The organism is Herbiconiux sp. UC225_62 (assembly GCF_042694625.1).
Taxonomy (GTDB): Bacteria; Actinomycetota; Actinomycetes; order Actinomycetales; family Microbacteriaceae; genus Herbiconiux.
Genome location: NZ_CP170551.1, coordinates 515,330 through 538,539, shown reverse-complemented (window position 1 = coordinate 538,539; position 23,210 = coordinate 515,330). Strand labels below are relative to the sequence as shown.

Here is a 23,210-nt window from a genome sequence, read left to right as displayed (position 1 = left end):
TCCAGCGAGCGGACGCTACGATCGACCATCGTGGTGAGTACGCAGAGAGCCGACCGGGGCGCCCGCTTCCGGGGCGACATCCAGGCCCTGCGCGCCTTCGCCGTTCTCTCGGTGCTGATCTACCACCTCTGGCCGAACCGTCTGCAAGGCGGTTTCGTCGGGGTCGACGTCTTCTTCGTGATCAGCGGATTCCTGATCACCGGCGCCCTGGTGCGCGAGGCCGAGACGACCGGCCGCATCGCGATCGGCTCGTTCTGGTCGAGGCGGGCCAAGCGGCTGTTGCCGGCCGCCCTCACGGTGCTGCTCCTGGTCTCCGTGGCCATCGCCCTGTGGGTGCCGCAGAACCTCTGGCAGCAGTTCTTCAGTGAGGTGGGCGCCTCGACGCTCTACGTGGAGAACTGGTTGCTGGCGGCGAACTCCGTCGACTATCTCGCCGCCAACAACATCGCCTCGCCCGTGCAGCACTTCTGGACGCTCTCGGTCGAGGAGCAGTTCTACATCGCGGTGCCGTTGCTCATGATCGCCCTGCTCGTGGTCGCGAGACGGATGCGCTCCCCGCGGTCGGCGCGGAGCATCCTGTTGGCCGGCCTGGCCGCCGTCACCGCCGCGAGCTTCGCCTATTCGGTGTACCTCACGGCCGTGAGCGCCCCGACCGCCTACTTCGTCACCACCACCCGCGCCTGGGAGTTCGGGGTCGGTGCGCTGCTGGTGTTCGTGCGGGCATCGCGTCCGGGACGCGCCGGCCAGGTCGCCTTCTTCGTTGGGTACCTCCTGCTCCTCGGCACGGTGCTCCTGCTGCCGCACACCGTGCCCTTCCCGGGCGCCGTCGCCGCGCTGCCGGTGGTCGCCACGGCTCTCGTGCTCTGGGGTGGCTCCTCGGCGGGTGCTCGCACACGGGCGGTGACCGAGTTCGCCCCCGTGCAGTTCGTCGGCGGCGTCTCCTATTCGATGTACCTCTGGCATTGGCCGCTGATCGTGCTCCTGCCGTTCGTGACCGGAGGAGCTCTCACCACGGTGCAGAAGCTCGGGATCATCGTCGCCACCGTGCTGCTGGCCTGGCTCTCCACGCGCTTCATCGAGAACCCGGTGCGGTTCTCGCCGCGGCTGCTGGGCGGCGCGCGACGGCCGCGCGTGGTGTTCGCCTGGGCGGCTGCGGCGATGGCGGTGGTGGTGGTGGTCTCCGGCGGAGGGCTTGTGACAGCGAACATCCGTACCGCCGAGGCGCAGCAGGCGGCGCTTCCGCTGGTGGAGCGCTACGCCGGATGCCTCGGGGCGATGAGCGAGCTGAACGACTGCGCCGGCGTGGTGCCTGCGGACGTGCTCGTGCCCGATCCGGCTCAGGCGGCCAACGACGACTACAACTCGCCCGACTGCTGGGCGGGCGTGAGCGATCCCGAGCTGCACGTCTGCAGCTTCGGGCCGGATGACGCGACCGTACGTCTCGCGGCGATCGGCGACTCGCACAACAACCGCTTCCTCAGTACCTACCAGTCGATCGCCGAGAAGCTGGGCTGGCGGATCGACGTGGCCGGCCACAACGGTTGCTATTGGACGACGGCGGTGCAGCAGAAGCCGGCGCAGGACATGGTCGACGCCTGCGAGGCCTGGAAGGCGTCGCTGAACGACTACCTCGATCAGCAGGAGCCCTACGACGCCATCGTGGTGACGAACGCGCGGAACGGGGCGCCGCCCGAGCCCGCCGCCGGCACGGACACGGCGGTCGATCCGGGCGATGCCGAGGTGTCCGGGCTGCTCGGGGCCTGGGCCCCGCAGGTGGCCCGGGGCACCGCGATCATCGCGCTGCGCGACAACCCGAGCATGCGGGAGGACATCGCGAGCTGCGTCGTCACCCACGGCGCCGATGCGGATGCCGCCTGCTCGTCCCCGCTCGCGGAGGCCATGGGTGCGCGCGATCCGCTGGTCGAGGCCGCTCAGGCCACCCCGGGCGCCCACGTCGTCGATCTCACCGAGCTCTACTGCCCGCAGGAGGTCTGCGAGCCGATCATCGGCAACGTGGTGGTCTACGCCGACAAGGAGCACCTCACGGTCACCTTCGCGCGCACCCTGCAATCCGCATTGGAGACCCGCTTGCAGGCGGCGCTCTCCGGCTGATCGACCCACTAGGGTGGCACGGTGGTCGAAATTCTCGTTGCCTGCATCCTGTCTTTCGCGGTGGTCCTGGCCCTCGCCGTGGTGTCGGCCCGACTGACTCAGCCGCTCTGGCGCTCGACGCCGGTGCTGGCCTTCGGGTACGCGGTCATGGGAGTGGCCTTGGTCGCGTGGCTGCAGTTCATCGTGTCGTGGATCAACCCGATCGGCGGGAGGTATTTCGCCTTCGGCTGGCTGTTCGCGCTGGTGCTGGTGGGGGGCTACCTCCGCGCCTGGCGCGTGCTCCGCGGGCACGTCGCGATCGTGGCCATCGCGTTCGGCCTGCTCCTGGTCTACCTGGGCCTCCTCTACCTCTGGTCGACCCCTCAAGGGCCCTACGAACTCGCCGCCATCCGGTTCAGCCCCGACGAGCGGCCCTTCCCGGTCGACAACGCGCTGCCCTGGCTCATGGCCAACCGCATCCAGGACGGCGCGAGCACACACGGCTTCCTGCTCGAGTGGAACGGCAGCGACCGCCCACCGCTCCAGTCGGGCGCCATCATCACCATGCAGACGGTGTTCGGCCCACTCGGCTTCGGCGCGCAGACGCTCTCGTTCGCGATCGGCGTCGTGCTGCAACTGCTCTGGATCCCCGCCCTCTGGGCCCTCCTGCGCACCCTGGGAGTGACGCGCTGGGTGTCCACCATGGCCCTCGTGTTCACCGGGGTCACGGCGACGATGCTGATCAACACCGTGTACACCTGGCCGAAGCTCCTCTCGGCCGCCCTGGTGATCGTGTCGCTCACGCTGCTCGTCACCGTCATGCGGCGGCAGCTGGCGGCGGTGTGGGGCATCCCCGCGGCCGGTCTCGCCTTCACCCTGGCGATGCTCTGCCACGGCGCCGCTGCGTTCCTCCTGCCCGCGATCGCGATCCTCGGCATCGTGGCGCTCGTGCGCCAAGGGCGGCGCGTGCGCACCGTGCTCATCACGGTGGGCGTTGCCGCGGTGACCTACCTGCCCTGGGCCGCCTACCAGCGCTTCGCCGACCCGCCGGGCGACCGCCTGCTCAAGTGGCACCTCGCCGGTGTCACGAACGTCGATCCCCGCTCCTTCGCCCGGGCCTTCGTCGACTCGTACAGCGGCCTGACCTTCCCTGAGTGGCTCTGGAACAAGTTCATGAATCTGGCCGCCGTGTTCAACCCGCACGTCTTCGACGGCCTCGGCGGCGCGGGCGACGACCAGATCGGTGTGCACCGCTACCACGAGTACTACAACACCACGGGGGCGCTCAGTCTCACGACCTTCCTGCTGATCGGGATCGCGGTCGCCGTCGTCGTGTCCCTGGTCCGCAAGAGGCCGATCCGCGACCTGCCGCTGGTGAAGATGATGCTCCTGATGCTGCCGTGCATCCTGTTCTGGTGCCTCGTGATCTTCCTTCCCGCCGGCACCATCGTCCACCAGGGCTCCCACGTCTGGATCGTCGTGCTGATGGGCGCGGCGTTCGCCTGGGTGGCCGGCGGATGGCGCTGGGCCGGCCCCGTGCTCATCGTCGCGCAGGCGGCCGTCACGGCCTGGTTCTACGTGCCCTACTTCGGTCAGTCGACGCTGCGGCCACCGGCGGTGCTGTCGCTCGTGCTTGGGATCGGCATCCTGGTCGCCGCGCTGCTCCTCGCCCGCCGCTCGAGTCGAGCCGCCGAGACCAGCGGCAGCACGAGCACGATCACCGCGCCGGCCACCGTCACCACGAAGGCGGCCGGGGAGAACCTCGGCGCCTCGGCGTAGATGTCGCGGAAGTAGACGCCGGTCAGCAGCAGTGCCTGCACCACCAGTAACACGACACCGGTGCGCGGCGCCCGTTCGAGCAGCCAGCAGAACGGGATGGTGGTGAACACCAGCAGCCAGGCGTGCGACCCGTGCGGCACGATCGCCGAGTTCGGCGTGAAGAGGACGAGCGCCCAGATGAGCACCGAGAGCATCATGCCGGCCACGATCAGCAGGCGCTGCAGCTCCGACGAGGTGAGCGACCGGATGCGCCCGGCAAGACTCACCGTCATCATCACCAGGAGCACGACACCGATCACGCTGATCGCCAGCACGGTGCTGGTGTAGTCCTCGACCCGCACGAAGGTGGTGCCGTCGAAGCGGCCCGCGCTCAATCGTCCGAACTGGTCGGAGCCGAACACCGTGGAGAGGTTCTGCAGGCGGTTCGCGACCACCTGCAGGAACGAGAGCTGCGAGTACTCGTCGCTCACGACGTCGAGGAACGGGCGCGGATCGATGGCGGTCACCCCGGCGAGGTGCCACTTGAGCAGCCGGTCGCCGGGAGGGTCGACGAAGCGCTGGTAGGCGATCCAGGGGGCGTAGACCACGAGACCGATGCCGACCCCGATCCCGATGCTCCGGAGAGCCGCGCGGACCCCTCGGCCCCACAGGGCGTAGAGGCCGACGGCGACGAGCGCGGGGATGGCGAAGGCGGCCGCGCCGTGGGCCAGCACACCGAACACCGCCGATACGATCGCCAGCGCGAAGAACGGTGTGAAGCGCGCCGGCGTGCGCTTGGCGGCGAGAAGGAAGGCGAGTGCGCAGAGCACCATGGCCGCCGAGAGCACCTTCGGCCAGGTGTAGACGGTGTTCACCATGATCGAGGGAACGAGCACAGCGAACACCAGGCCGCCCACGGCGACCCAGCGACGGAAGGCCAGGAGACGCAGCAGCGCGTAGCCGGTCGGGATCCAGATCAGCTGCGCCAGGAGGTCGAGGGCGTAGGAGACGGCCATCGGGGGGGCCGCCGACGCCGGATGCCCGCTGACCAGTTGACCGAGCGCCACGATCGGCCGGAACAGCAGCTCGAACCCGGACTGCAGCGGAGGCCGGTCACCGCCGTTCCAGTCGCCGAGCAGGAGGGTGGTCGGTTGCCCGTCGGCGATCTTCTGGGCGAAGAGCATGGGGATGGTGTTGTCCACCGGCATCTGGAACTTGAAGAAGCGACTGGCGATCAGGGTGTAGACATCCTGCCCGGTCCACCAGAGATAGCTGAAGCCGAGGTAGAGGGCGAGTACGCCGACGATCAGGGCCACGACGGGCACGGCTTCCCGCCAGCGACGCCAGAGGCCGCCGTGGGCGAACACCGCGATCGAGCCGAGGAGAGCGACACCGGCCACCGCGAAGCCGAGCCAGGGCGCGGCCCAGAAGGCGAGGAACACGATCCAGGAGAGGGCGGCCAGCACCAGGGTGCCGAACGCCGGCGCCAGCGCCGGGAGGGGCAGCCAGAGCCGCTCGGTGAGCGTCACGCCCGCGAAGAACACGACGGCGGCCGGAACCAGGAAGGCCGCGGCGGAGAGGAGGACGACCCACATGGACATGAGATCAGTACTCTACCCGGGCGGTCACGGTTCGAGCAGGAGTCGGCACGGCAGGATCATGGAGAACTCCCTCGGAGCGATGGGCACGGGCGCGGTCGCGGTGTGCCGCAACTCGCAGCGATCCTCCGCCGTCTGGAGTCCGCTCGAGGTCTGTGTCCCGCCCGCTTTGTAGGCCGGGGTGCGGTAGTTCGAGATCCCGGGGGCGATCAAGAGAGCGCCGGCGATCACCAGCGCGACCACACGGAGCGCCGGGCGGCGAGCCGTGCCCGCCTCCGGTATCCAGATGCTCAGCACCGCCACGATCGCGGTGATCAGGAGCAGGCTCGCCACCACGAGGTAGCGCCCGGCCCAGTAGATCACCACGCCGAACGGCTCCATCCCGAGGGCACCCCAGGTCAGCACCCCCAGCACCCCGAAGAAGCCGAGCGATCCGATCAGGGCGAGCGTCGCGAAGCCGGCACGGTGGCGCCGGAGCACGATCAGCGTCACGAGCGCGGCCAGCACGAGGGCGGCCACGATGAGCACGGGGAGGTCGCCGATCGTGTAGAACACGACGCTGCCGTCCTTCGGGCCCATCAGCGTGCCCCAGATCACCCGCAGGGCGTAGACCCGGCCCAGGCCGATGGGATCGAATTCGGGCTGTTCGCGATCGCGGTGGGTGCCGAGGTCGACGACGATCTGGATGACGGCTGCCGCCACGAAGACGATCGAGACGATGTTCTCCCGCACGGTGCGCAGGCCGACGAGCCGCGCCACGACGAGCGGTGCGAAGAGCAGGGCGAGCGGATCGCTCAGCACCGCCGCCAGCACGATGACCGACGCGAAGACCGTCCGCACGACGCCCCCGCTCCGCGCCGAGAGCGCAAGGAAGACGCCGAAGATGAGGAACCAGTGCGAGTTCGCGACGTTGGTGGCCACCTCCATCGATCCGATCGGGAGCAGCAGCACGAGGAGCCAGAGCAGCCAGCGCAACGGTGTCTGAAGGCGTCCGCGGGTGAAGACGAACGCGGCGATCGCCACGGTCGACCAGACCGCGGCGCCGATGAGGTTCATGGCGATGCCGAGATCGCGCAGCGGGACGACCGCCGCCACCAGCTGTGCGGCGGTGCGCGGCACGAAGTGCATGTAGCCGGCGTAGGGCGTGAACAGGTTGCTCAGGTAGCCGTTGCGGAAGGCGTCGGTGAGGAAGACCGTGCCGTCCTCGGCCCAGATCAGGTTGCGCTGATCCGATGGCAGCCGATAGAAGGTGATCAGGATGCCGGCCACGAGCATCGCGGCCACGACGGCGGCGAACAAGCCGAGGCGTCGGGGCGCCGCGAGCTCGGGCCCGAAAACCCAGCGCCCGAAGGCCTCCCGCCTTGTCGGGGCCGGGGTCTGCGCGCTCATGAGGCGGCCTTCAGGTTCTGCAGCGCCGTCGCGCGGGCTTCGGGCGCGACGGGGGCGTCCGGACGGGGCCAGTAGCCGGCGTCGACCAGTGCCCGCAGATCGCCGGCCGTGAGATGTGGGGCGTACATCGGCTCGGGGAAGGCGGTGTCGGGCACGTTCCCGGCCGGGTCCTCCACCAGCGGGATGGCCGCCTCCAGCACCTCCCGCGCCTGCTGCTTCATCTCCGCCTGAACCTCAGCCGTGCGGAACATCAGGTTGCCGCCGTAGAGCGCGGTCACGCCGAGCGCGGCGGCGACCGCGATCCCGAGGGCGCGCCCGCGGCGTAGGGACACCAGTCGGGTGCAGATCACCCCGATGAGCGGGATCAGCATGGCGGTGGTGAAGTAGATGTACCGGCTGGATGCCGCAACCTGCGCCCCGAGGTCGATCCTCGAGTAGGCGGTGATCAGGGCGAACACCACCGCCGCGGCGGCGAAGGCCGGTACCAGGGGAGCGGACGCCCAGAGCCGGCGCCCGAAGACGACGGCGTACACGAGGAGGGCCGCGAAGAGGGCGAAGCTGAGGTAGGGCACGGGGGTCAGCCCGTCGAGGCCGCCCACGATCATCCTGAACGCGTACGACGGGATGCCGACGAACAGGGTGCCGAGGTCGGGCGAGGCGGGGCCGCCCGGAATGAAGTACGCCGGATTGAGCCGGGCGTAGACCGACCAGGTTCCGTACGCCACCACGACCGGTGCCAGGAGGAGCGCCGTGCGCCAGAAGCCGACCCGGCGGAGCGCCACCAGGGCGACCGCGACGAGCATCGGCAAGGCCGTGCCGGAGAACATGACCGCGGCGACCGACAGCACGGCGATCCAGGCGAAGCGGCCCCAGTAACGCTCACGGCTCAGCCCGTCGGCGAGCAGAGCGCAGATGGCGCCCAGCAGGATCGCCCCCATGAACCCGAACTGGAACGCCCAGAGGATGTTCTCGCTCCCGGCGCCGAAGAGCGCGAGCACGAAGGCCAGCAGCACGCCGATCCAGGGCTGCACCCCGGCCCGGCGCAGCACGCGCCAGAGCACATGAGCGAGGCCGAGGTGCACCAGGATCGCAGTGACGAGGTACGGCCAATAACTTCCGAGGCCCACGGTGCGCACGAGGCCCGCGGTGACGAGCATCGGGATGGTGCTCCAGTGACCCAGGTGCGGAGTGAGAAGGTCCGTCGAGCGGAGGGAGATGAAATCCCACTCGTCGAAGAAGAACCACTGATTCCGCGCACAGATCACGATCCACACGAACGCGACGGCGAGCGACGCGACGTGGACGGTGCGCGGGGTCAGCAGACCCCGCGCGCGCCGAGAATCAGATGGTGCCGTCGGCGACGGCATTCGTGATCCACGGGATGACCTCGTCGAGCATGTCGTCGAGGGTCGTCGTCGCCTCGAAACCGAGCAGCTCCTTCGCCTTGGACACGTCGGGAACGCGCTTCGCCACGTCGTACTCGAAGCCCGGGTCGCTCTGCAGGTTGAGCGGAACATCCGGACCCTTGATCTTGCGCCAGATGACCTCGGAGAGCTCCTTGACCGAGTGACCCTCGGCGGTGGAGATGTTGAAGTCGTTGTTGAGCGCCGCCGGGTGGTCGAGCGACAGCACGATGCCGCGCGCGAGGTCGCCGCCGTAGGTGTAGTGACGCACCTGCTCACCGGAGCCGAGGATGTGCAGCGGGTCCTGGCCCTTCAGCACCTTCTGCACCAGGTCGGGAACGACGTGGCTCATGGCGAGCTTCACGTTGCCCGAGTTGATCTCCACGTCGCCGAGCGCGCGGCTCTCGCCGATGCCGACGCAGTTGAAGGGGCGCAGGATCGTGTAGGGCAGCTTGTACTGGTCCCAGGCCGCGCGGGCGAAGTACTCGACCGCGAGCTTCTGGAAGCCGTAGGACGACAGCGGCGGCGGAACCTCGCGCTCGTCGCCTTCCTTGGAGGGCCAGCGGTCGGTCGACTCGAACACCATCGAGCTCGACATGTAGGTCACCTTCTCGAGGCGGCCCTTCTTGTGAGCGGCGATCGCGGCGTCGACGCTGGAGGCGATGATCCGCTCGTTCTGCGCCAGCAGGTCGTAGGCGTAGGTGTGGAAGTAGGAGATGCCGCCGATGAGGGCCGCGCCCGCGATGAAGTGGTCGCAGTCCTCGAGCAGGCGCGTCATCAGCTCGACGTCCTGCACGTCGCCGACGACCAGCTCGTAGTCCGGGTTGTCGTCGTAGGACTTCTTCACGGGGCCGTACTTGGAGTAGTTGTCGACTCCGACGACCTGGTAGCCCTTGGCGAGCAGCTCTTCGACGATGTAGCCGCCGATGAATCCCGCGGATCCGGTGACGAGGACCTTCTTCATGTATGCAGTTCCTTTAGTGGAGGGTCTGGTGTGGTGGGGGTTAGGGATTGGGGACCTTGTTCGCCAGAGCGTGCAGCTCCTCGAGCGAGAGTTTGCGACCGAACGCGAAACGGTACCAGCGCAGGTACTTCGGGATCCACTTGGCCAGCTTGAAGTTCGACTCGCCGAAGGCGCGGTCGAGCCAGATGGTGGGGATCTCGGCGACCGGTCGGCGCAGACGACGCGCCTTCGCGGTGAGTTCGAGGCCGATCTCGAAGCCGTCTTTCGAGTTGATGCCCACCTGACGCACGAACTCGGCGTTGTACGCCTTGAAGGAGTTGGTGGCGTCGCGGGTTCCCGCGTTGGTGAACAGCTGCAGGGTGATGCCGGCGGTGCGGGAGAGGAAGCTCTTGAACCGCGGGCCGCCGACCTGCTGGCCACCCGGCATGTAGCGCGAGGCGGCGGCGACGACCACGCCGCGCTCCACCAGGCGCACCAGATCGTCGATCTGGCGGGGGTCGTCGCATCCGTCGGCCATGGTCACCACCACGGTCTCGCTGGTGGCGTGGTCGATGCCGTAGCGGATGGCATAGGCCGGCCCGCGGCCGTAGTCGTTGATCAGCACCTTGAGGTTCAGGCGGCCGCCGGCGGCGTAGCGTTCCACGACGGGCACGGTGGTGTCGGTCGTGGCGTCGACCACCACGAGCACCTCGGCGTCGAGGTGCACGGCCTCGAAGATGCGATCGAGGCCGGGGACGATGTCCTCCCCCTCGTTGTAGGCGGGGATGACGATCGAGGCGCGGAGGCCTTCGGTCAAATCACGACCCCCTGGCCCAGCATGTTCCACACGTCGGCGACCGGCTTCGAGGTCTGCAGCTCGCGGTACTCGCTGTGCGGCGTCGCGATGATGAGGATGTCGGCCTTCTCGAGCACCGACTCGAGCGGCAACAATGTGTCGTCCGTCTCCTCGCTCACGTAGGGGTCGGTGCCGATGACGGCTTTGGCCCGGAACTTCAACACGCGGCGCAGTTTATACGACAGGCTGGAACGGATGTCGTCCGACCCCGCCTTGAACGACATGCCGAGGATGCCCACGGTGAGGTTCTCGAGGTCGAAGCGCTTCTCGAGCTGGGTCACGATGTAGAGCGGCAGCCCCTCGTTCACGAGCATGGCCGAGTGGCCGAGCGAGAACTTGTTGTCGCTGAAGGCGGCGAGCTGCATGGTGTCTTTGAAGAGGCACGGACCGGCGGCGAAGCCCGGGCCCGGGAGATCCTTGGCGCGCGGGTAGTCGTGGGTGAGGCCCTTGCGGATCTTCTCGAAGTCGAGACCCCGGTCGTTGGCCATCATGTAGAACTGGTTGGCCGCGGCGAACTTGATGTAGCGCCAGGTGTTCGTGAAGAGCTTGGCGAGCTCGGCCTCTTCGGGCTCGAGGTCGACGATCTGGTCGGTGAGAGTGCGGAACAGCTTCGACGCCCGGGCGCGGCCCGACTCGGTGCGGCTCGACACGATCTGGGGGAGCGTGAAGAGCTCCTCCATGGCCTTGTGCTCGGCGATGCGCTCGGGGCAGAAGGCGACCTCGGTGGCCAGGCCCGCGGTGCGCAGCTGGCGCTCGACCAGGGCGGTGACTCCCGGGTAGACGGTGGAGCGCAGGATGAGCAGCTGGTCGTCGCTGAAGTACGGGAGGCAGGTCTCGAGCGCCTTGGGGATGGCGTTCGGGTCGGGGTTGAGGTGCTCGTCGACCGGTGTCCCGATCACCACGATCACGTTCTCGGCCGTCGCGACCACGGCGGGGTCGGTCGAGGCGGTGAAGCTGCCGTTCGCCAGCACCTTCTGCAGCACGGGCTCCGCACCCGGCTCGCTGAACGGCATCCGCCCCTCGTTGATGCCGGCGACCGCGCGCTCGCTCACGTCGTAGACGACGACGTTCGAACCGCGGTCCGCGAGTGCGATGGCGAGCGGGAGGCCGACGTGGCCGCCTCCGCCGATGACGACAACGTCCCTGTCAAAATTCGTGGACAAACGCCTGACCTTCGTGTGTGGAGGGTGATTTTCGCGCTTCACCGCCGTGTCTACAACAGTTGAGCAAAGGCAAGGATACATGGCCGGTTATCATTTTGAGGGCTCGGCACGCAAGCCGGGTTCCTCGAACGAAGAACGGCATCGGTACGTGAAGAAGATCTGGGACTACCTGTGGGAACGCCTGGTGCGTTACGCACTGAAGTTCGGAGTGGTCGGCCTCGCCGGGTATGCGATCGACGTGGGAGTCTTCAACGCGCTGCGCCTCGGTGTCTTCGGTGACGACGGCTGGTTCTCCGGCCCGATCGGCGCGAAGGTGGTCTCGGTCACGCTCTCGACCCTCGCCACCTGGTTCGGCAACCGCTACTGGACGTTCCGGGAGCACCGGCGCAAGAACTTCCTGCTCGAACTGTTCGAGTTCAGCGTGATCGCGGTTCTGGGTCTCGGCATCTCCCTGGCCTGCCTCTACGTCTCGCACTACCTGCTCGGCTTCAACAACCTCGTCGCCGACAATATCTCGGGCAACGTGATCGGCCTCGTGCTGGCCACGGCCTTCCGCTTCCTGCTCTACCGCTACTGGGTGTTCGCCCCGCACCGCGCCGATGGCTACACCGCGATGCAGAACGCGCGGCTCGAGGCCGATGCCGCCGCAGCCATGGCGGCCGCCGGTGCGGCGCCCGGAGAGGCTGCCGATGCGGCGGCACTCCACCCCGGCGACCCGGTCACGCCGTAGGTCAGGCCTTTCCCGGCTCTCGCCTCAGGACTGGCCGCCCACGTGGGGCTCGCCCACGAACTCGTGCGCCTCGCCGGCGAGTTCCGGCCAGAGCTGGATGTCGCTCACGCGCACCCAGTCGCGCAGCGGATGGCCGTCGTCCTCGAACACCTCGGCGACGCCGCGCGTCTTGAGATCGGTCGAGCGCGCCTCCGACAGCTCGACCACGAGGTCGTCGCCGTCGAGGAACGCGAAGAGCTTTCCGTGCACCAGCAAGCCGTCGGGCGTGACCGCCACGCCGTCTTCGTCGCGCAGGGAGATCGTGAGGAGTTCGTAGGCCTGTTTCGCGAGTTCATTCACCATGGGTACGCCTTCTGTTCGGGGGAGTTGACGGGGGGATACCCCGCAGCCGGCACGGGCTCGGGGGGCAGGGGAGCGGGGCGGCGGTCGCGTCCCGCGACGACGACGTAGGTCGCGAATCCGATCGTGGCCAGGGTGTACAGCGCGATCAGCGGGACCGAGCCGAGCGGAGGCACCCAGGCGCCGGGCTCGAGCATGGCCGGCCAGTCGGTCTTGTACCCGGACGCCATCCGTCGCATCGTCGTCGCGAACGCGTAGGCGGTGGTGTAGGTCCAGCCGGCGGCCGCGAGGATCGCCACGATCAGCAGCGGCACGGTGCTCCGACGCCAGCGCAGGAACCGGTCGGAGGCCGCGATGCACGCCGCCATGCCGAGCAGCAGCGCCATCAGCAGGATGAGCGTGTAGCGGCCCTGCCAGATGAAGCCGCCCTTGGTGACGTAGGCCGCCTGCACGAGCGGCGGCAGGAAGAAGAAGGCCAGGCCCAGCGCGATCACGAACACGAGCTTGCGGCCCCGCACGAAGATCACGACGCCCAGCACGAGGAGCGCGAACATCGCGTAGGCCACGTAGTAGACCACCGGATGCAGCGTGGTGTCGAGCCAGCCCAGGATGCCCACCATCTGGCGCAGCTGTCCGTAGAAGTCGCCGATCAGTCCGAAGAAGCCCTCGATCGGGCTGAGTCCGACGCCGTTGTTGGTGGGCACGACCTCGGGCCCCGTGTTCGGGCCGGTGCCGAGCGAGTTGCTGGAGAGCGTCCACCAGCCGCTGATGAGCGCCGTGATCGCGATCAGCAGGATGCTCACGATCACGCCGGGACGCCGGAGCAGGGCCCCGAGCTGGCGGCCGGTGAGCAGCAGGAGCGGCAGCAGGAGCAGCACGGCCACCCAGAGCGGCGAGATGCCGCGGGTGTTCGACACCAGGGCGGCCGAGATCACCACCAGGGCGAGGCGCCCGCCGAGGAGGCGTTCGTTCGGATGCAGCACGATGGAGAGCATCCCGGCGAACAGGGCGAGACCCGCGGTGAACTCCAGGGCGTTGGGGTTCACCGTGCCCATCAGGTAGGTCACGATCGGGGTGATGCCGATGAGCACGCCGAGGGTGGGCAGGCGGCGCGACCGCCAGGAGCCGATCACCCAGAAGCACACGGCGAGGAAGAAGGAGGTGAGCACGGCGCTCATGATGCGCATCGCGTAGATGCCGGACAGGTCGGGGAGGGCGAGCGACGGCCATCCCACCAGCCAGTAGTAGACCGGGTTGTAGAGGCTCGCCGAGGAGTAGGTCTCGACGAGTTCCGCGGGATCTCCGGTGAGTGGCGGCGCACACGATGCCGGCGTGTCGGCGAAGAACGCGAAGCAGCCCTGCGAGTACTCGAACGCGAAGGCGTTGGGCACGTGCAGCACGCCCCCGCGCTCCACCATGGTCTCCGGCAGCAGTTCGCCGCGCACGACCGAGGCCGCCTTCACCACGTGCGCCGGCTCATCCGGAGACCCGCCGATCGGGGTGGCGAGCGCCCAGAGCGAGCCGATGACCGCCAGCAGCAGCCACGGCAGCAGGAGCGACGTCCAGACGGTGCGCCGGGGCGCGACCGGCGCTTCGGAGGGTGCGACAGCGGGAGGAGCGAGGGTCATTGGTTCCTTCGGGAATCGAGCGCTTCGGCCAGGTCCTTCTCGAGCTGCTTGATGCGCAGATCCTGCAAGGCCACCGATTCGGCGAGGGTGCGGGTCTCGCTCTCGAGCTCGGTCAGTTCGCCGGAGTGCTGGATCGACACCAGGAACAGCACCGCGATGCTGAGGAAGAAGACGAGGTTGGTCGGCACCGTCACGCCCACGAGGCTGGCGGCCCAGCCGAGCACGTCGGGGAAGACGCCGATGATCAGGGCGACGATGCCGGCGGCGAGCCACCAGATGGCGTGCCGCTCGCGCAGGTGATGCCGGCGGAGCGACTCGATCACCACCGCCAGGACGATCAGAGCGGCGACGATGCCGAAGATGTAGCTGGCAACGCTCATGCGGGGGAGACCGGTTCGGTGAAGGCCACCACGACCGGCGGCCGGATGAGGGCGACGAACAAGGCCATGCCGGCGCGGCCGAGGTAGACCGCTGCCTTGTAGGGATTGTGGGAGGGCACGCCGCCGGCGCGCGGGCGCATGGCGACCGGCACCTGGGTGACCCGGAGCTTCGAGCGCGAGGCGATCACGAGCGACTCGACGGTGTCGCCGAGGTATTCGGAGGGGTAGTGCTGGGCGAACAGCGCGACCGCGCGCGGGCCGCTCGCCCGGAAACCCGAGGTGGTGTCGGTGAGCTTGGTCTTGGTGAGCCGGCTCAGGATGCCCGAGAGCACCTGCATCGCCCAGCGTCGGGGACCGCGCACCGCGTAGTCGCCCACTCCCGCGAAGCGGGCGCCGAGCACCAGGTCGTAATGGTCGAGCTGCGCCACCAGTTCGGCGATGCCGGCCGGATCGTGCTGCCCGTCGGAGTCGACCTGCACCACGTTCGAGAAGCCCTTCGACAGGGCGTACTTGAAGCCCGCCCGCATCGCTCCGCCCACCCCGAGGTTGATCGGGAGCTGCAGCACGGTGGCGCCGGCGGCCGCGGCCTCGCGCGCCGTCGAATCCAGAGAACCGTCGTCGACCACGAGGCACGAGACACCGGGTGCCACGCGGAGCACCTCGCGCACGACGGCGCCCACGGCCTCCTCCTCGTTGAACGCAGGCATGACGATCAGCGTGCGTTCGAGAGCGGTCGACATGCCCCCCATCATAGCCACGGGGCATCCGTGCACCCGGGCGTCAGCGCCCGGCGATCCGGGCTTCCAACGCCGCGGGAATCCGTCCCGTGTGGCCCGCCCAACCGTCGCGGAGGCCCGCCCACATGGCCCTCAGTCGGCGCGTCCGTCCGGGTGCGACGAGGAGCACGATGGCGCAGTGGCGCAGGTCGCCGAGGGTCTCGCGGATCGACCAGGCCCGATTGCGGCGGCCGTGCATCCGGTTCAGCAGCACCCGGTTGCGCAGCAGGTAGTAGTAGCGGAAGGGCTTGCTCACCACGAAGGAGAGGGGCTGCCCGCCGACCCGCACGGTGCGCCCGAAGAGGGTGAGCGGATGGCGCTCGCCGAGGCTGTGGCCGAGAGCGGCCCCACCGGCCAGAACGACCACGAGGCCCGCCGCGGCCGCGCGGAGGGCGTAGTCGGTGTCGACGCCGTCGATGAAGAGCGGATCGGCGAAGCGCCCGACCCGGTCGAGCGTGGCGACCGGAACGAGGAGTCCCGACTGGATGGGCGTGCCACCGAGTACGAAGCCGCGTTCGTAGCCGCTGATCGGGGAGGGCAGCCCCTCGACGCGGGCGGGCGCGACCAGGCCGACGCGGAGGCCCGCGCCCGCCGCGTCGCGGTAGGTGGCGAGGAGGGTGGCGACGAAGGCCGCGTCGACCGTGGAGTCTTGGTCGAAGGTGACCACGGCGGCGAGGTGAGCGGCCGCGGGCCCGGTGGCGTCGGCCCCGGGATCGGTGCCGGCCGGCTCGGCGTGGCCTGCCGGTCCGGGTGCTCCGACGAACGCCGCACGGGCGGCCGCGATGCCCGTGTTCAGCGCCGCGGCGATGCCCCGGTTCGTGTCGTGCCGCACCACGACGGCGCCGGCGGCCGCTGCTTCGTCGAGCACGGCATCCGCAGCCGGTCCGCTGCCGTCGTCGACCACGAACACCCGGCTTGTCTGCGCCGCGAGACTCCGCACCAGTTCCACCAGTCCCGACCCCGGCCGGAAGGCGGTCACGACGGCGGCGACATCGTCGGTCACAGGCACCTCTCCGCCCCGGGAGCTTCCTCGGGAGCGACTACTATGCTTGCACTCCATGACCGATTCGAGCCCGGAGACACAGCCGGGCGACGAGACCGGGGCCCGGGTGCCCACGATCGGCCGGCGCTCCTTCGTCGGCGTCGGCGCCGCGTCGCTGGTCTCGGCGGGGGTCGGATTCGCGGTCATCCTGATCGTGCCGAACGTGCTCGACAAGCCGCAGGCCACGCTCTTCCTGACCTTCTGGTCGTTCCTGTTCGCCTGGTTCGGCATCCTGGGGGGCCTGTCCTCGGAGACCACGCGTGCCGTGCACGTGAGCGACCGCAGCACAGTCCCGGCCGGTGAGCGCCGGGAGCCGCGGATGCTGCCGGTCGGCCTCGCCGTCGGCGTCGCGATCGGCGTGCTGCTCTGGGCCACGAGCTTTTGGTGGGCTCCCGTTCTGCTGCACGAATACGCCTACCTCGCCCTGCCGCTCAGCGCCGCGGTGGCGCTCTACTCGGGGCACGCCACCATCGTCGGCATCCTCGGCGGACGTCTGCAATGGCCCACCTACGTGCGGCTCGTCATCGGTGACTCCGTGCTGCGGATCGCGCTCGTGGTGGTGGTGGCGATCGTCGCGGCGAGCGTCGCGGGGTTCGCGGTGGCCGCGAGCGTCTCGACGGTGGCCTGGCTGATCGGGCTCCTCTTCTCGCCCACGCTGCGGTCCGCAGCCCGTGCCCGCGCGGACCGCCCGCTCGGCGGCTTCCTCAAGCGGGTGGGTCACGCCTCGCTCGCCTCGGGTTCGAGCGCCGTGCTCGTGGTCGGGTTCCCGGTCATCCTGAGCCTCACCTCGACCGCCGAGGCGTACCTCCTCGCCACCCCGCTCCTCGCGGCGATCACCCTCACCCGAGCGCCCCTGCTCATCCCGCTGAACGCCTATCAGGGTGTCGCGATCGCGCACTTCGTCAACAACCGCTCGGCCGGCTTCCGCACCCTGGTGCCGATCGTGCGGCTGCTCGCGGCGGTCACGGTGCTGGGCGCGGTGCTCGGCTGGCTGCTCGGTCCGTGGCTGCTCACGGTCTTCTACGGTCCGGACTACGTGGTGAGCCCCTGGACGATCGCGGGGCTCGTCGTGGGCGCCGGGATGCTCGCCCTCATCACGCTCACCGGCGCGCTGTGCCTCGCCGTGGACAAACACCGCTCGTTCTCGCTCGGCTGGATCGCGGCCACCGTGCTCGCGATCGTCATCCTGCTGCTGCCGCTCGGCCTCGACATCGAGGTGCGGGCGGTGCTGAGTCTCGTGATCGGCCCGATCGCGGGTCTCGTCGTGCACTGCCTGGCCCTGCGGCCCGGTCGGGGAATATCGTCGGAGGGGAGCGGCGGGGAGCCGCCGGCGGTGGCGGGAGGAGCGGCATGAGCAGCGGCATCCGGGCCAGCGTGTGCATGGCCACCTACCGCGGTTCGGCGTACGTCGCCGAGCAGATCGAGTCGATCGTGGCGCAGCTCGGCCCCGACGACGAACTCGTGATCGTCGACGACTGCTCGCCCGACGACACCGTGGACGTGATCGTCGCGACGATCGACCGTCTCGGCGAGTCGCGCGTCTTCCTCACCCGCACCGACGAGAACGTCGGATACGTCCGTGCCTTCGAGGCCGCCATCCGTCGCTCCCGGGGGCGGTACGTCTTCCTCTCGGACCAGGACGACGTGTGGACGCCCGGCCGGCACGAGGCGATGATCGCGGGCCTCGCGCGCTCGCTGGTGGTGGCCGGGAACCACTCCATCCTCGGGCGGGCCGGGGCACGGCTCTGGTATCCGCCGCTGCGCTCGAGGGTCTCGCGCCACCACCTCGCGAACCTCTTCGCCATCATGATCGGCTACCGCCCGTACTTCGGCTGCGCGATGGGGTTCCGACGCGAGGCGATCGAGGGCGGCATCCTGCCGATCCCGCCGTACGTCACCGAGTCGCACGACGTGTGGATCGCGATCACGGGCAACATGCGGCGCAGCATCCGTCACCTCGACGAGGTGGTCGTCGAGCGGCGGCTGCACGACACCAACCAGACCCCGCTCGGCATCCGCGGCCTCGGCACGATCGTGCGGGCGCGCTGGATGTTCGTGCGCCTGATCGCGGAGGCCTACCGCCGCACGGTGGCCGCCCGCGCCGCCATCCTGGCCGCTCGCCGCCGCTGATCCGGTTCGGAATCGCAAACGTGGAGCCATCCGACGGGCTCTGCGGCCCGGATCGCGCCAGGTGTGCGATTTCGAACGTGCGTCAGCGGCCGAAGGCGTGGTGGAGGAGGGCGCGGCGGCCGTCGGGGTCGTGGGCGCGGAGGGCGGCCGGCAGCTCGCTCAGGGCGTTGAGCCGCGAGGTGAGGTGGTGGCGGGCGGCGCGGGCGGCCTTCGGCCAGCCGAGCGGGCGCATCCGTTCCGCCGTCTCCGCGAAGAGGCGGCGTTCCTCGGCGAACTTCGCGCCGTCGGGCCCGGTCAGGGCCGAGACGCTCCCGGCGTGCCGGCGGTAGGAGAACACCACCTCGTCGTCGAGCAGCATCGATCCGCCGTCCATGATGATCTCGAGCATCAGGTCGAGGTCCTGCACCACCTCGAAGCCCGGCCGGAAGCCGAAGCGGCGCAGCTGGTCGGCACGCCAGGCGATCGACGGGAAGTAGGCCCAGTTGCCGCGGAGGAGGCTCGCCGCCAGCTTCTCGCCGTGGAAGCCCCGCGGTCCGTGGCCGCGGAAGCGCAACAGGTCCTTCACGCGGTCGGCGAGCGGTCGGTGCACGGCCCCGTCGGAATCGATCACGTCGACGCCGGGCTGGATGATCGAGGCGTCCGGCCGGAGGCGCGCGAGCTCCCGCACCCGGGCGACGTACCCCGAGTGCATCCGGTCGTCGCAGCCCATCAGCACCGCCCGCTCGTTCTCGATCAGCCGCACGCACTCCCGAAAGTTCCCGCCCACGCCGAGGTTCACCGCATTGCGGCGGTAGTGCACGCGGGGATCGTCGATGGCGGCCGCCCACTCACCGGGAGCGAGGTCGGGGTACACGTCGTCGACGATCACGAGCCGCCAGTCCGGATCGCTCTGCGCGAGGACGCTCTGCACCGCCTCGCGGAAATGATCGAATCGGCCGTAGAACGGCATCATGATGTCGAGGGTCATTCGGACGGCACCGCCAGTGGTTCGTCGGCGCGTCTCAGCCGGCCGCGCCAGCTGAGATCGCGAGCGGCCTTGACCGAGCAGATGACGAGCAGCAGCCATCCGTACTCGACGAGGATGAAGCTCTCGGCCATCGACGTGGCGATGAGCACAACGAGGATCAGCGCCGTCCAGAGGAAGACGATGCTCTTCTTCGATGCCGCCAGCACCCAGGCCCGGCCGAAGGTCAGCCCCACGAAGCCCACGAAGATCACGAAGCCGATCAGGCCGGTCTGGAAGTAGACGTCGATGAAGGCGTTGAGCGCCGAGGTGTGGGAACGGTTGCCGATCACGTCGAGGGCGAAGAACGGCGACACGCTCGGCCGCCAGAACCCGGCCCAGCCCCAGCCTTCGAGCGGGTTGAGCTGGATGAGGCGCCAGAGCTCGCGCCAGATCTCGAGGCGGTAGGTGAACTCGCGCCGGGTGGAGAGCACCTCGACGATGCGCCCGCGCAACAGGAAGGCCAGCAGCAGGGCGAACAACGAGACGGCGAGCAGGATGAAGTGCCAGCCGCGTCGGGTCTCGGGCGCCGCGCGGCGCAGAGCGAGGAGGATGAGGGTGGCCACGCCGGTCACGATCGTGACCCCGAAGGTCACCGGCGACCCGGAGAGCACCACCGCGACGCCCGCGATCACCAGGCTGTAGATCCCCGTGCCCCGGCGGATCGAGCGGGTCGCGAATTCGATCGCGAAGGTGACGACGGCGATCAGGGCCACGAAGCCGAGAGCGTTACGGGTGCCGAGCACGCCCTGGATCGGGCCGCCGAAGGGCAGTCCGCCGGTGATGCCGAGGAAGCGGATCGGCACATCCAGCAAGACGCCCGACACGATCTCGAGCACGAGCGACGCGCTGAGCACCACCCGCAGCACGTCGCCGACCGCGCGGACGATCTGGATGAGATCGCGCACCACCGCGATGTAGATGCCGAGGAAGGCGTACCCGACCAGGTAGGCCAAACCGTTCAGGGTCGACGGCAGGTATCGGCTCCAGACCAGGGTGATCACGCACCAGGCCAGGAAGATGAGGAGGGAGATGGGGAGCAGACCGTGCCAGTCGAGCTCGCGCCAGCGGCCGGCGAAGGACAGCGCGGCGAGCACGACGAGACCCGCCACGATGCCGATGAGGCCAGGCCAGCCGAGGGTCGAGCGGATGAGGAACGAGAGGAACCCGGTGGCGAGGATGGTGAGGGTGAGCGCCTTGACGAACCGGGTGTCACCGAAGAACGCCACGACCCGAGCCGCGATCGTGTGACGGTGGTTCGGCAACGCCGTCATCGGCGGGAGGCCGCCGTCCGGGCCGTGCGGGCCGAGCGTGAGAGGAGCGCGTTGACGCGCGCCGGGCCGTTGCCGAGATCGATCGCCACGGCGCTGTGGTCGAGCTTGGACTTCACGGCGAACACGACGAGCAGCGCCCACCCGCCCTCGACGAGCATCCGGCTCTCCACGAAGCTCTGGGCGATCAGGGCCGTGAGCAGCAGAGCCGGAGCCAGGGTGAGTGGGACCCGGGCGATCGGGAGACCGAGCGAGTCGAGCGGACGGTCGACGGCGAACCACCAGGTGCGATACCAGGTGGCGAGCACGAGTCCGATGAAGAGCACGAGTCCGACGATGCCCAGCTGGAACCACACGTCGAGCCACGCGTCGTGCGCCTGCAGGTAGGTGACACCCTTGCGCACGGCCAGGTCGTTGAAGGGCTCGACCCAGGGCGCCCAGTAGCTCACCCAGCCCCAGCCGAATGCGGGGCGCTGGGCCGCGAGATCGGCCACGGCGTTCCAGATGTCGACCCGGCCGGTGAGGTCGTCGGACTTGCCGAACACGGAGAGGATCTGCTGCCAGAACGCACTGACGGCGACGACGGCGAGCGCGGTGACGACCGCCACTCCGGCGAGCACCCACATCCGCCGGCCCGGACCCACCCGCCGCGCGAGCAGCAGCGCGCCGAACACGACGGCGGTGATGAGGAGGGCGCCGATGGCGGTGGCGGAGCGGGTGAGGGCCAGCACGGCGACCGCAACGACCAGCCAGGCGATCGTCGGGTTGCGTCGCCGCAGCCTCTGCGCCAGCTGCACGCCGAGCGTGATCAGGGCGAGCACGGCGACGAAGGCGAGGATGTTGCGGTTGCCCACGATGCCCTGGATCGGGCCGCCCGTGAACAACGCGCCCTGCGACCAGTAGAACGCCTTCGGCACGGTGGCGCCGCCGTAGTCGGTCCAGAACGGCAGCACCGGCTGACGCACGAAGAGCGCGACGATCAGTTCGAACAGCACGGAGAGGCCGAGGATCCAGGTGAGCGCCGTGGAGAGCGCGGAGATCAGCTGCGGCCAGCTCAGCGCGGTGACGAGGAAGAGCGCGCCCAGCGTCGTGGCCGCCTGGGCCAGGATGCCGAGAACCGTTGCGCCCGGGTAGAACGACCAGGCCAGTGACAGCACGGCGAGCAGCCCGAACAGCACCAGCGTGCGCGGGAGCCGCCAGAGGGCGAGCTTCGACCACAGGCGCCTGCGGGTCATCACCACGGCCACCACGGCGCTGATCGCCGCGACCAGTCCGAGGTAGCCCCACCAGCCGATCAGGTTCCGCCAGAAGTCGCCCGCGAACAGGGTGAACAGGATGAGGACGGACAGCGACCGGGCGGCGGCGTCGGTCGGGTATCGCATGGGGTCGATCCTACTGAGTCGGGCCGGATGCGACGGGGCCGCACCCGCCTCGATCACACGAACGCCGCCAGCCCCGTGATGCTCCGCCCGACGATCAGCGTGTTCATCTCGCGGGTGCCCTCGTAGGAGTAGAGCGCCTCGGCGTCGGCGAAGTGCCGCGCCACGTCGTACTCCAGCACGATGCCGTTGCCACCGAGGGCTTCACGGCACCAGGCGACCGTCTCGCGCATCCGGGCCGTCGTGTAGGCCTTGGCCAGGGCCGAGTGCTCGTCGCGCTGCGTGCCTTCGTCGAGCATCTGCGAGACCCGCACCACCATGCCGAGGCTCGCGGTGATGTTGCCGATCGACTTCACGAGGAGGTCCTGGATGAGCTGGTGGCTCGCGATCGGCTTGCCGAACTGCACGCGCTCCTTCGTGTAGTGCAGTGCCGCCTCGTAGGCGCCCACCGAGTTGCCGACGGAGGCCCAGGCCACCTCGGCGCGGGTGAGCCGCAGCACCTTCGCGGTGTCGCGGAACGAGTTCGCGTTCTGCAGCCGCAGACTCTCCGGAACGCGAACGTCTTCGAGCGTGATGTCGGCGTTCTGCACGATGCGCAGGCTCTGCTTGCCCTCGATCTTCGTCGCGGTGTAGCCGGGGGTGTCGGTGGGCACGATGAACCCCTTGACCTGGCCGTCGGCGGCATCCTTCGCCCAGATCACCGTGATGTCTCCGAAGGTGGCGTTGCCGATCCAGCGCTTGGAGCCGTTGAGCACCCACTCGTCGCCGTCGCGCGTGGCGATCGTGCGGAGGCCCTGTGCGGAGTCGGAGCCCGACTGCGGCTCGGTGAGCCCGAAGGCACCCACCACCTCGCCGCGCGCCATCCGGGGCAGCCATTCGGCGCGCTGCTCGGGAGACCCGGTGACGCTGATCGCGCCCATCGCGAGTCCGTTCTGCACGCCGACGAGGGTGGCGACGGATGCGTCGACCCGGGCCAGCTCGAGCGCCACGAAGCCGCGGAACACGGCCGAGTTCTCGAACGGCTTGGTCTCCTCCCAGGCGAAGCTGTAGACGCCCTGGTCGGCCAGGCCCTTCACGATCTGGTGCGGGAAGGTCGCCTTCTCCCAGTGCTCGTTGACGATCGGCTTCACCTCGGCGGCCAGGTAGTCGCGCAGGCGCGCCAGCGCCTCACGCTCCTGATCGGTGAGGAGGTTCTCGTAGCCGTAGAAGTCGCTGGCGAGGGGCTCGAAGGTCATGGATGCTCCAGTGCGGGTAGACGGATTCGGCGAGCAGAGCCTAGCCGGGCGGCTCGGGAGGGGCGCCGCCGGTTGGTAGTTTTGTCTAATCGACCG

19 protein-coding genes are annotated in these 23,210 nt (G+C 69.3%); 4 read left to right on the top strand and 15 right to left on the bottom strand.

Annotated features, from left to right (window positions below; genetic code table 11):
- The first annotated feature begins 33 nt into the window (after positions 1 to 33).
- Positions 34 to 2,112: an acyltransferase family protein gene (locus tag ACFJGU_RS02780; RefSeq protein WP_382307449.1), complete on the top strand. Its 2,079-nt coding sequence runs from the start codon at positions 34 to 36 to the stop codon at positions 2,110 to 2,112.
- Between the two features lie 1,571 nt (positions 2,113 to 3,683).
- On the opposite strand, the gene ACFJGU_RS02775 is transcribed toward ACFJGU_RS02780, so the two are convergent.
- Genes ACFJGU_RS02775 through ACFJGU_RS02750 form a run of 6 tightly spaced genes read right to left on the bottom strand, consistent with a single transcriptional unit; the run spans position 3,684 to position 11,201 of the window.
- The gene (locus ACFJGU_RS02775; protein ID WP_382307447.1) at positions 3,684 to 5,450 is read right to left on the bottom strand and encodes a hypothetical protein; all 1,767 of its coding nucleotides are present in this window, start codon (positions 5,448 to 5,450) and stop codon (positions 3,684 to 3,686) included.
- A gap of 24 nt (positions 5,451 to 5,474) precedes the next feature.
- Positions 5,475 to 6,836, bottom strand: a complete 1,362-nt coding sequence (locus ACFJGU_RS02770) for a hypothetical protein (protein ID WP_382307445.1) — start codon at positions 6,834 to 6,836, stop codon at positions 5,475 to 5,477.
- Positions 6,833 to 8,203 (bottom strand): hypothetical protein, encoded by a 1,371-nt coding sequence (locus tag ACFJGU_RS02765; RefSeq protein WP_382307443.1) that lies wholly within the window; start codon positions 8,201 to 8,203, stop codon positions 6,833 to 6,835. Before ACFJGU_RS02765 ends, ACFJGU_RS02770 begins: the two co-directional genes overlap by 4 nt.
- Positions 8,178 to 9,203, bottom strand: a complete 1,026-nt coding sequence (locus ACFJGU_RS02760) for an NAD-dependent epimerase/dehydratase family protein (protein WP_382307442.1) — start codon at positions 9,201 to 9,203, stop codon at positions 8,178 to 8,180. Before ACFJGU_RS02760 ends, ACFJGU_RS02765 begins: the two co-directional genes overlap by 26 nt.
- Before the next feature lie 40 nt (positions 9,204 to 9,243).
- The gene (locus tag ACFJGU_RS02755; RefSeq protein WP_382307440.1) at positions 9,244 to 9,999 is read right to left on the bottom strand and encodes a glycosyltransferase; all 756 of its coding nucleotides are present in this window, start codon (positions 9,997 to 9,999) and stop codon (positions 9,244 to 9,246) included.
- Positions 9,996 to 11,201 (bottom strand): nucleotide sugar dehydrogenase, encoded by a 1,206-nt coding sequence (locus ACFJGU_RS02750; RefSeq protein ID WP_382307438.1) that lies wholly within the window; start codon positions 11,199 to 11,201, stop codon positions 9,996 to 9,998. The genes ACFJGU_RS02755 and ACFJGU_RS02750 overlap by 4 nt, the downstream gene beginning before the upstream one ends.
- A gap of 148 nt (positions 11,202 to 11,349) precedes the next feature.
- Here ACFJGU_RS02750 and ACFJGU_RS02745 point away from each other — a divergent pair, with 148 nt between their 5' ends.
- Complete coding sequence (locus tag ACFJGU_RS02745) at positions 11,350 to 11,931, top strand: GtrA family protein (RefSeq protein WP_382307436.1); 582 nt, start codon at positions 11,350 to 11,352, stop codon at positions 11,929 to 11,931.
- A 24-nt stretch (positions 11,932 to 11,955) separates the two neighbouring features.
- Here ACFJGU_RS02745 and ACFJGU_RS02740 read toward each other — a convergent pair whose 3' ends face one another.
- Genes ACFJGU_RS02740 through ACFJGU_RS02720 form a run of 5 tightly spaced genes read right to left on the bottom strand, consistent with a single transcriptional unit; the run spans position 11,956 to position 16,057 of the window.
- Positions 11,956 to 12,273: a hypothetical protein gene (locus ACFJGU_RS02740; RefSeq protein ID WP_382307434.1), complete on the bottom strand. Its 318-nt coding sequence runs from the start codon at positions 12,271 to 12,273 to the stop codon at positions 11,956 to 11,958.
- Positions 12,267 to 13,898, bottom strand: coding sequence for a DUF2142 domain-containing protein (locus tag ACFJGU_RS02735; protein ID WP_382307432.1), 1,632 nt, complete (start codon positions 13,896 to 13,898; stop codon positions 12,267 to 12,269). The genes ACFJGU_RS02740 and ACFJGU_RS02735 overlap by 7 nt, the downstream gene beginning before the upstream one ends.
- Entirely contained in the window at positions 13,895 to 14,278 is a 384-nt protein-coding gene (locus tag ACFJGU_RS02730; RefSeq protein ID WP_382307430.1) for a DUF2304 domain-containing protein, read from the bottom strand. The genes ACFJGU_RS02735 and ACFJGU_RS02730 overlap by 4 nt, the downstream gene beginning before the upstream one ends.
- Positions 14,275 to 15,018 (bottom strand): glycosyltransferase family 2 protein, encoded by a 744-nt coding sequence (locus tag ACFJGU_RS02725; RefSeq protein ID WP_382307428.1) that lies wholly within the window; start codon positions 15,016 to 15,018, stop codon positions 14,275 to 14,277. Before ACFJGU_RS02725 ends, ACFJGU_RS02730 begins: the two co-directional genes overlap by 4 nt.
- 40 nt (positions 15,019 to 15,058) lie before the next feature.
- A complete protein-coding gene (locus tag ACFJGU_RS02720; protein ID WP_382307426.1) occupies positions 15,059 to 16,057 on the bottom strand; it encodes a glycosyltransferase in 999 nt (332 codons plus the stop codon).
- Positions 16,058 to 16,112: 55 nt separating this feature from the next.
- Between ACFJGU_RS02720 and ACFJGU_RS02715 the strand changes: the two genes are divergently transcribed.
- Both ACFJGU_RS02715 and ACFJGU_RS02710 read left to right on the top strand, forming a co-directional pair.
- On the top strand, positions 16,113 to 17,450 hold the full coding sequence (locus ACFJGU_RS02715; RefSeq protein WP_382307425.1) for a hypothetical protein: 1,338 nt from the start codon (positions 16,113 to 16,115) through the stop codon (positions 17,448 to 17,450).
- Positions 17,447 to 18,226, top strand: a complete 780-nt coding sequence (locus tag ACFJGU_RS02710) for a glycosyltransferase (protein ID WP_382307424.1) — start codon at positions 17,447 to 17,449, stop codon at positions 18,224 to 18,226. Before ACFJGU_RS02715 ends, ACFJGU_RS02710 begins: the two co-directional genes overlap by 4 nt.
- A gap of 82 nt (positions 18,227 to 18,308) precedes the next feature.
- Here the strand turns inward: ACFJGU_RS02710 and ACFJGU_RS02705 are convergent, their stop codons facing one another.
- The 4 genes from ACFJGU_RS02705 to ACFJGU_RS02690 are packed head-to-tail and all read right to left on the bottom strand — an operon-like array spanning position 18,309 to position 23,114.
- The gene (locus ACFJGU_RS02705) at positions 18,309 to 19,193 is read right to left on the bottom strand and encodes a glycosyltransferase family 2 protein (RefSeq protein ID WP_382307423.1); all 885 of its coding nucleotides are present in this window, start codon (positions 19,191 to 19,193) and stop codon (positions 18,309 to 18,311) included.
- Positions 19,190 to 20,503, bottom strand: coding sequence for an O-antigen ligase family protein (locus tag ACFJGU_RS02700; RefSeq protein WP_382307421.1), 1,314 nt, complete (start codon positions 20,501 to 20,503; stop codon positions 19,190 to 19,192). The genes ACFJGU_RS02705 and ACFJGU_RS02700 overlap by 4 nt, the downstream gene beginning before the upstream one ends.
- Positions 20,500 to 21,882 (bottom strand): O-antigen ligase family protein, encoded by a 1,383-nt coding sequence (locus ACFJGU_RS02695; protein WP_382307419.1) that lies wholly within the window; start codon positions 21,880 to 21,882, stop codon positions 20,500 to 20,502. The genes ACFJGU_RS02700 and ACFJGU_RS02695 overlap by 4 nt, the downstream gene beginning before the upstream one ends.
- Before the next feature lie 53 nt (positions 21,883 to 21,935).
- A complete protein-coding gene (locus tag ACFJGU_RS02690) occupies positions 21,936 to 23,114 on the bottom strand; it encodes an acyl-CoA dehydrogenase family protein (RefSeq protein WP_382307417.1) in 1,179 nt (392 codons plus the stop codon).
- Positions 23,115 to 23,210: the final 96 nt, after the last annotated feature.

Excerpts from the sequence above, each read along its gene's own strand:
- ACFJGU_RS02740 (WP_382307434.1), bottom strand. The coding sequence starts at position 12,273 with ATGGTGAATGAACTCGCGAAACAGGCCTACGAACTCCTCACGATCTCC.
- ACFJGU_RS02730 (WP_382307430.1), bottom strand. The coding sequence starts at position 14,278 with ATGAGCGTTGCCAGCTACATCTTCGGCATCGTCGCCGCTCTGATCGTC.
- ACFJGU_RS02710 (WP_382307424.1), top strand. The coding sequence starts at position 17,447 with ATGAGCAGCGGCATCCGGGCCAGCGTGTGCATGGCCACCTACCGCGGT.
- ACFJGU_RS02715 (WP_382307425.1), top strand. The coding sequence starts at position 16,113 with ATGACCGATTCGAGCCCGGAGACACAGCCGGGCGACGAGACCGGGGCC.
- ACFJGU_RS02775 (WP_382307447.1), bottom strand. The coding sequence starts at position 5,450 with ATGTCCATGTGGGTCGTCCTCCTCTCCGCCGCGGCCTTCCTGGTTCCG.
- ACFJGU_RS02705 (WP_382307423.1), bottom strand. The coding sequence starts at position 19,193 with ATGACCCTCGACATCATGATGCCGTTCTACGGCCGATTCGATCATTTC.
- ACFJGU_RS02760 (WP_382307442.1), bottom strand. The coding sequence starts at position 9,203 with ATGAAGAAGGTCCTCGTCACCGGATCCGCGGGATTCATCGGCGGCTAC.
- ACFJGU_RS02765 (WP_382307443.1), bottom strand. The coding sequence starts at position 8,203 with ATGCCGTCGCCGACGGCACCATCTGATTCTCGGCGCGCGCGGGGTCTG.
- ACFJGU_RS02690 (WP_382307417.1), bottom strand. The coding sequence starts at position 23,114 with ATGACCTTCGAGCCCCTCGCCAGCGACTTCTACGGCTACGAGAACCTC.
- ACFJGU_RS02700 (WP_382307421.1), bottom strand. The coding sequence starts at position 20,503 with ATGACGGCGTTGCCGAACCACCGTCACACGATCGCGGCTCGGGTCGTG.
- ACFJGU_RS02725 (WP_382307428.1), bottom strand. The coding sequence starts at position 15,018 with ATGTCGACCGCTCTCGAACGCACGCTGATCGTCATGCCTGCGTTCAAC.
- ACFJGU_RS02735 (WP_382307432.1), bottom strand. The coding sequence starts at position 13,898 with ATGACCCTCGCTCCTCCCGCTGTCGCACCCTCCGAAGCGCCGGTCGCG.
- ACFJGU_RS02770 (WP_382307445.1), bottom strand. The coding sequence starts at position 6,836 with ATGAGCGCGCAGACCCCGGCCCCGACAAGGCGGGAGGCCTTCGGGCGC.
- ACFJGU_RS02695 (WP_382307419.1), bottom strand. The coding sequence starts at position 21,882 with ATGCGATACCCGACCGACGCCGCCGCCCGGTCGCTGTCCGTCCTCATC.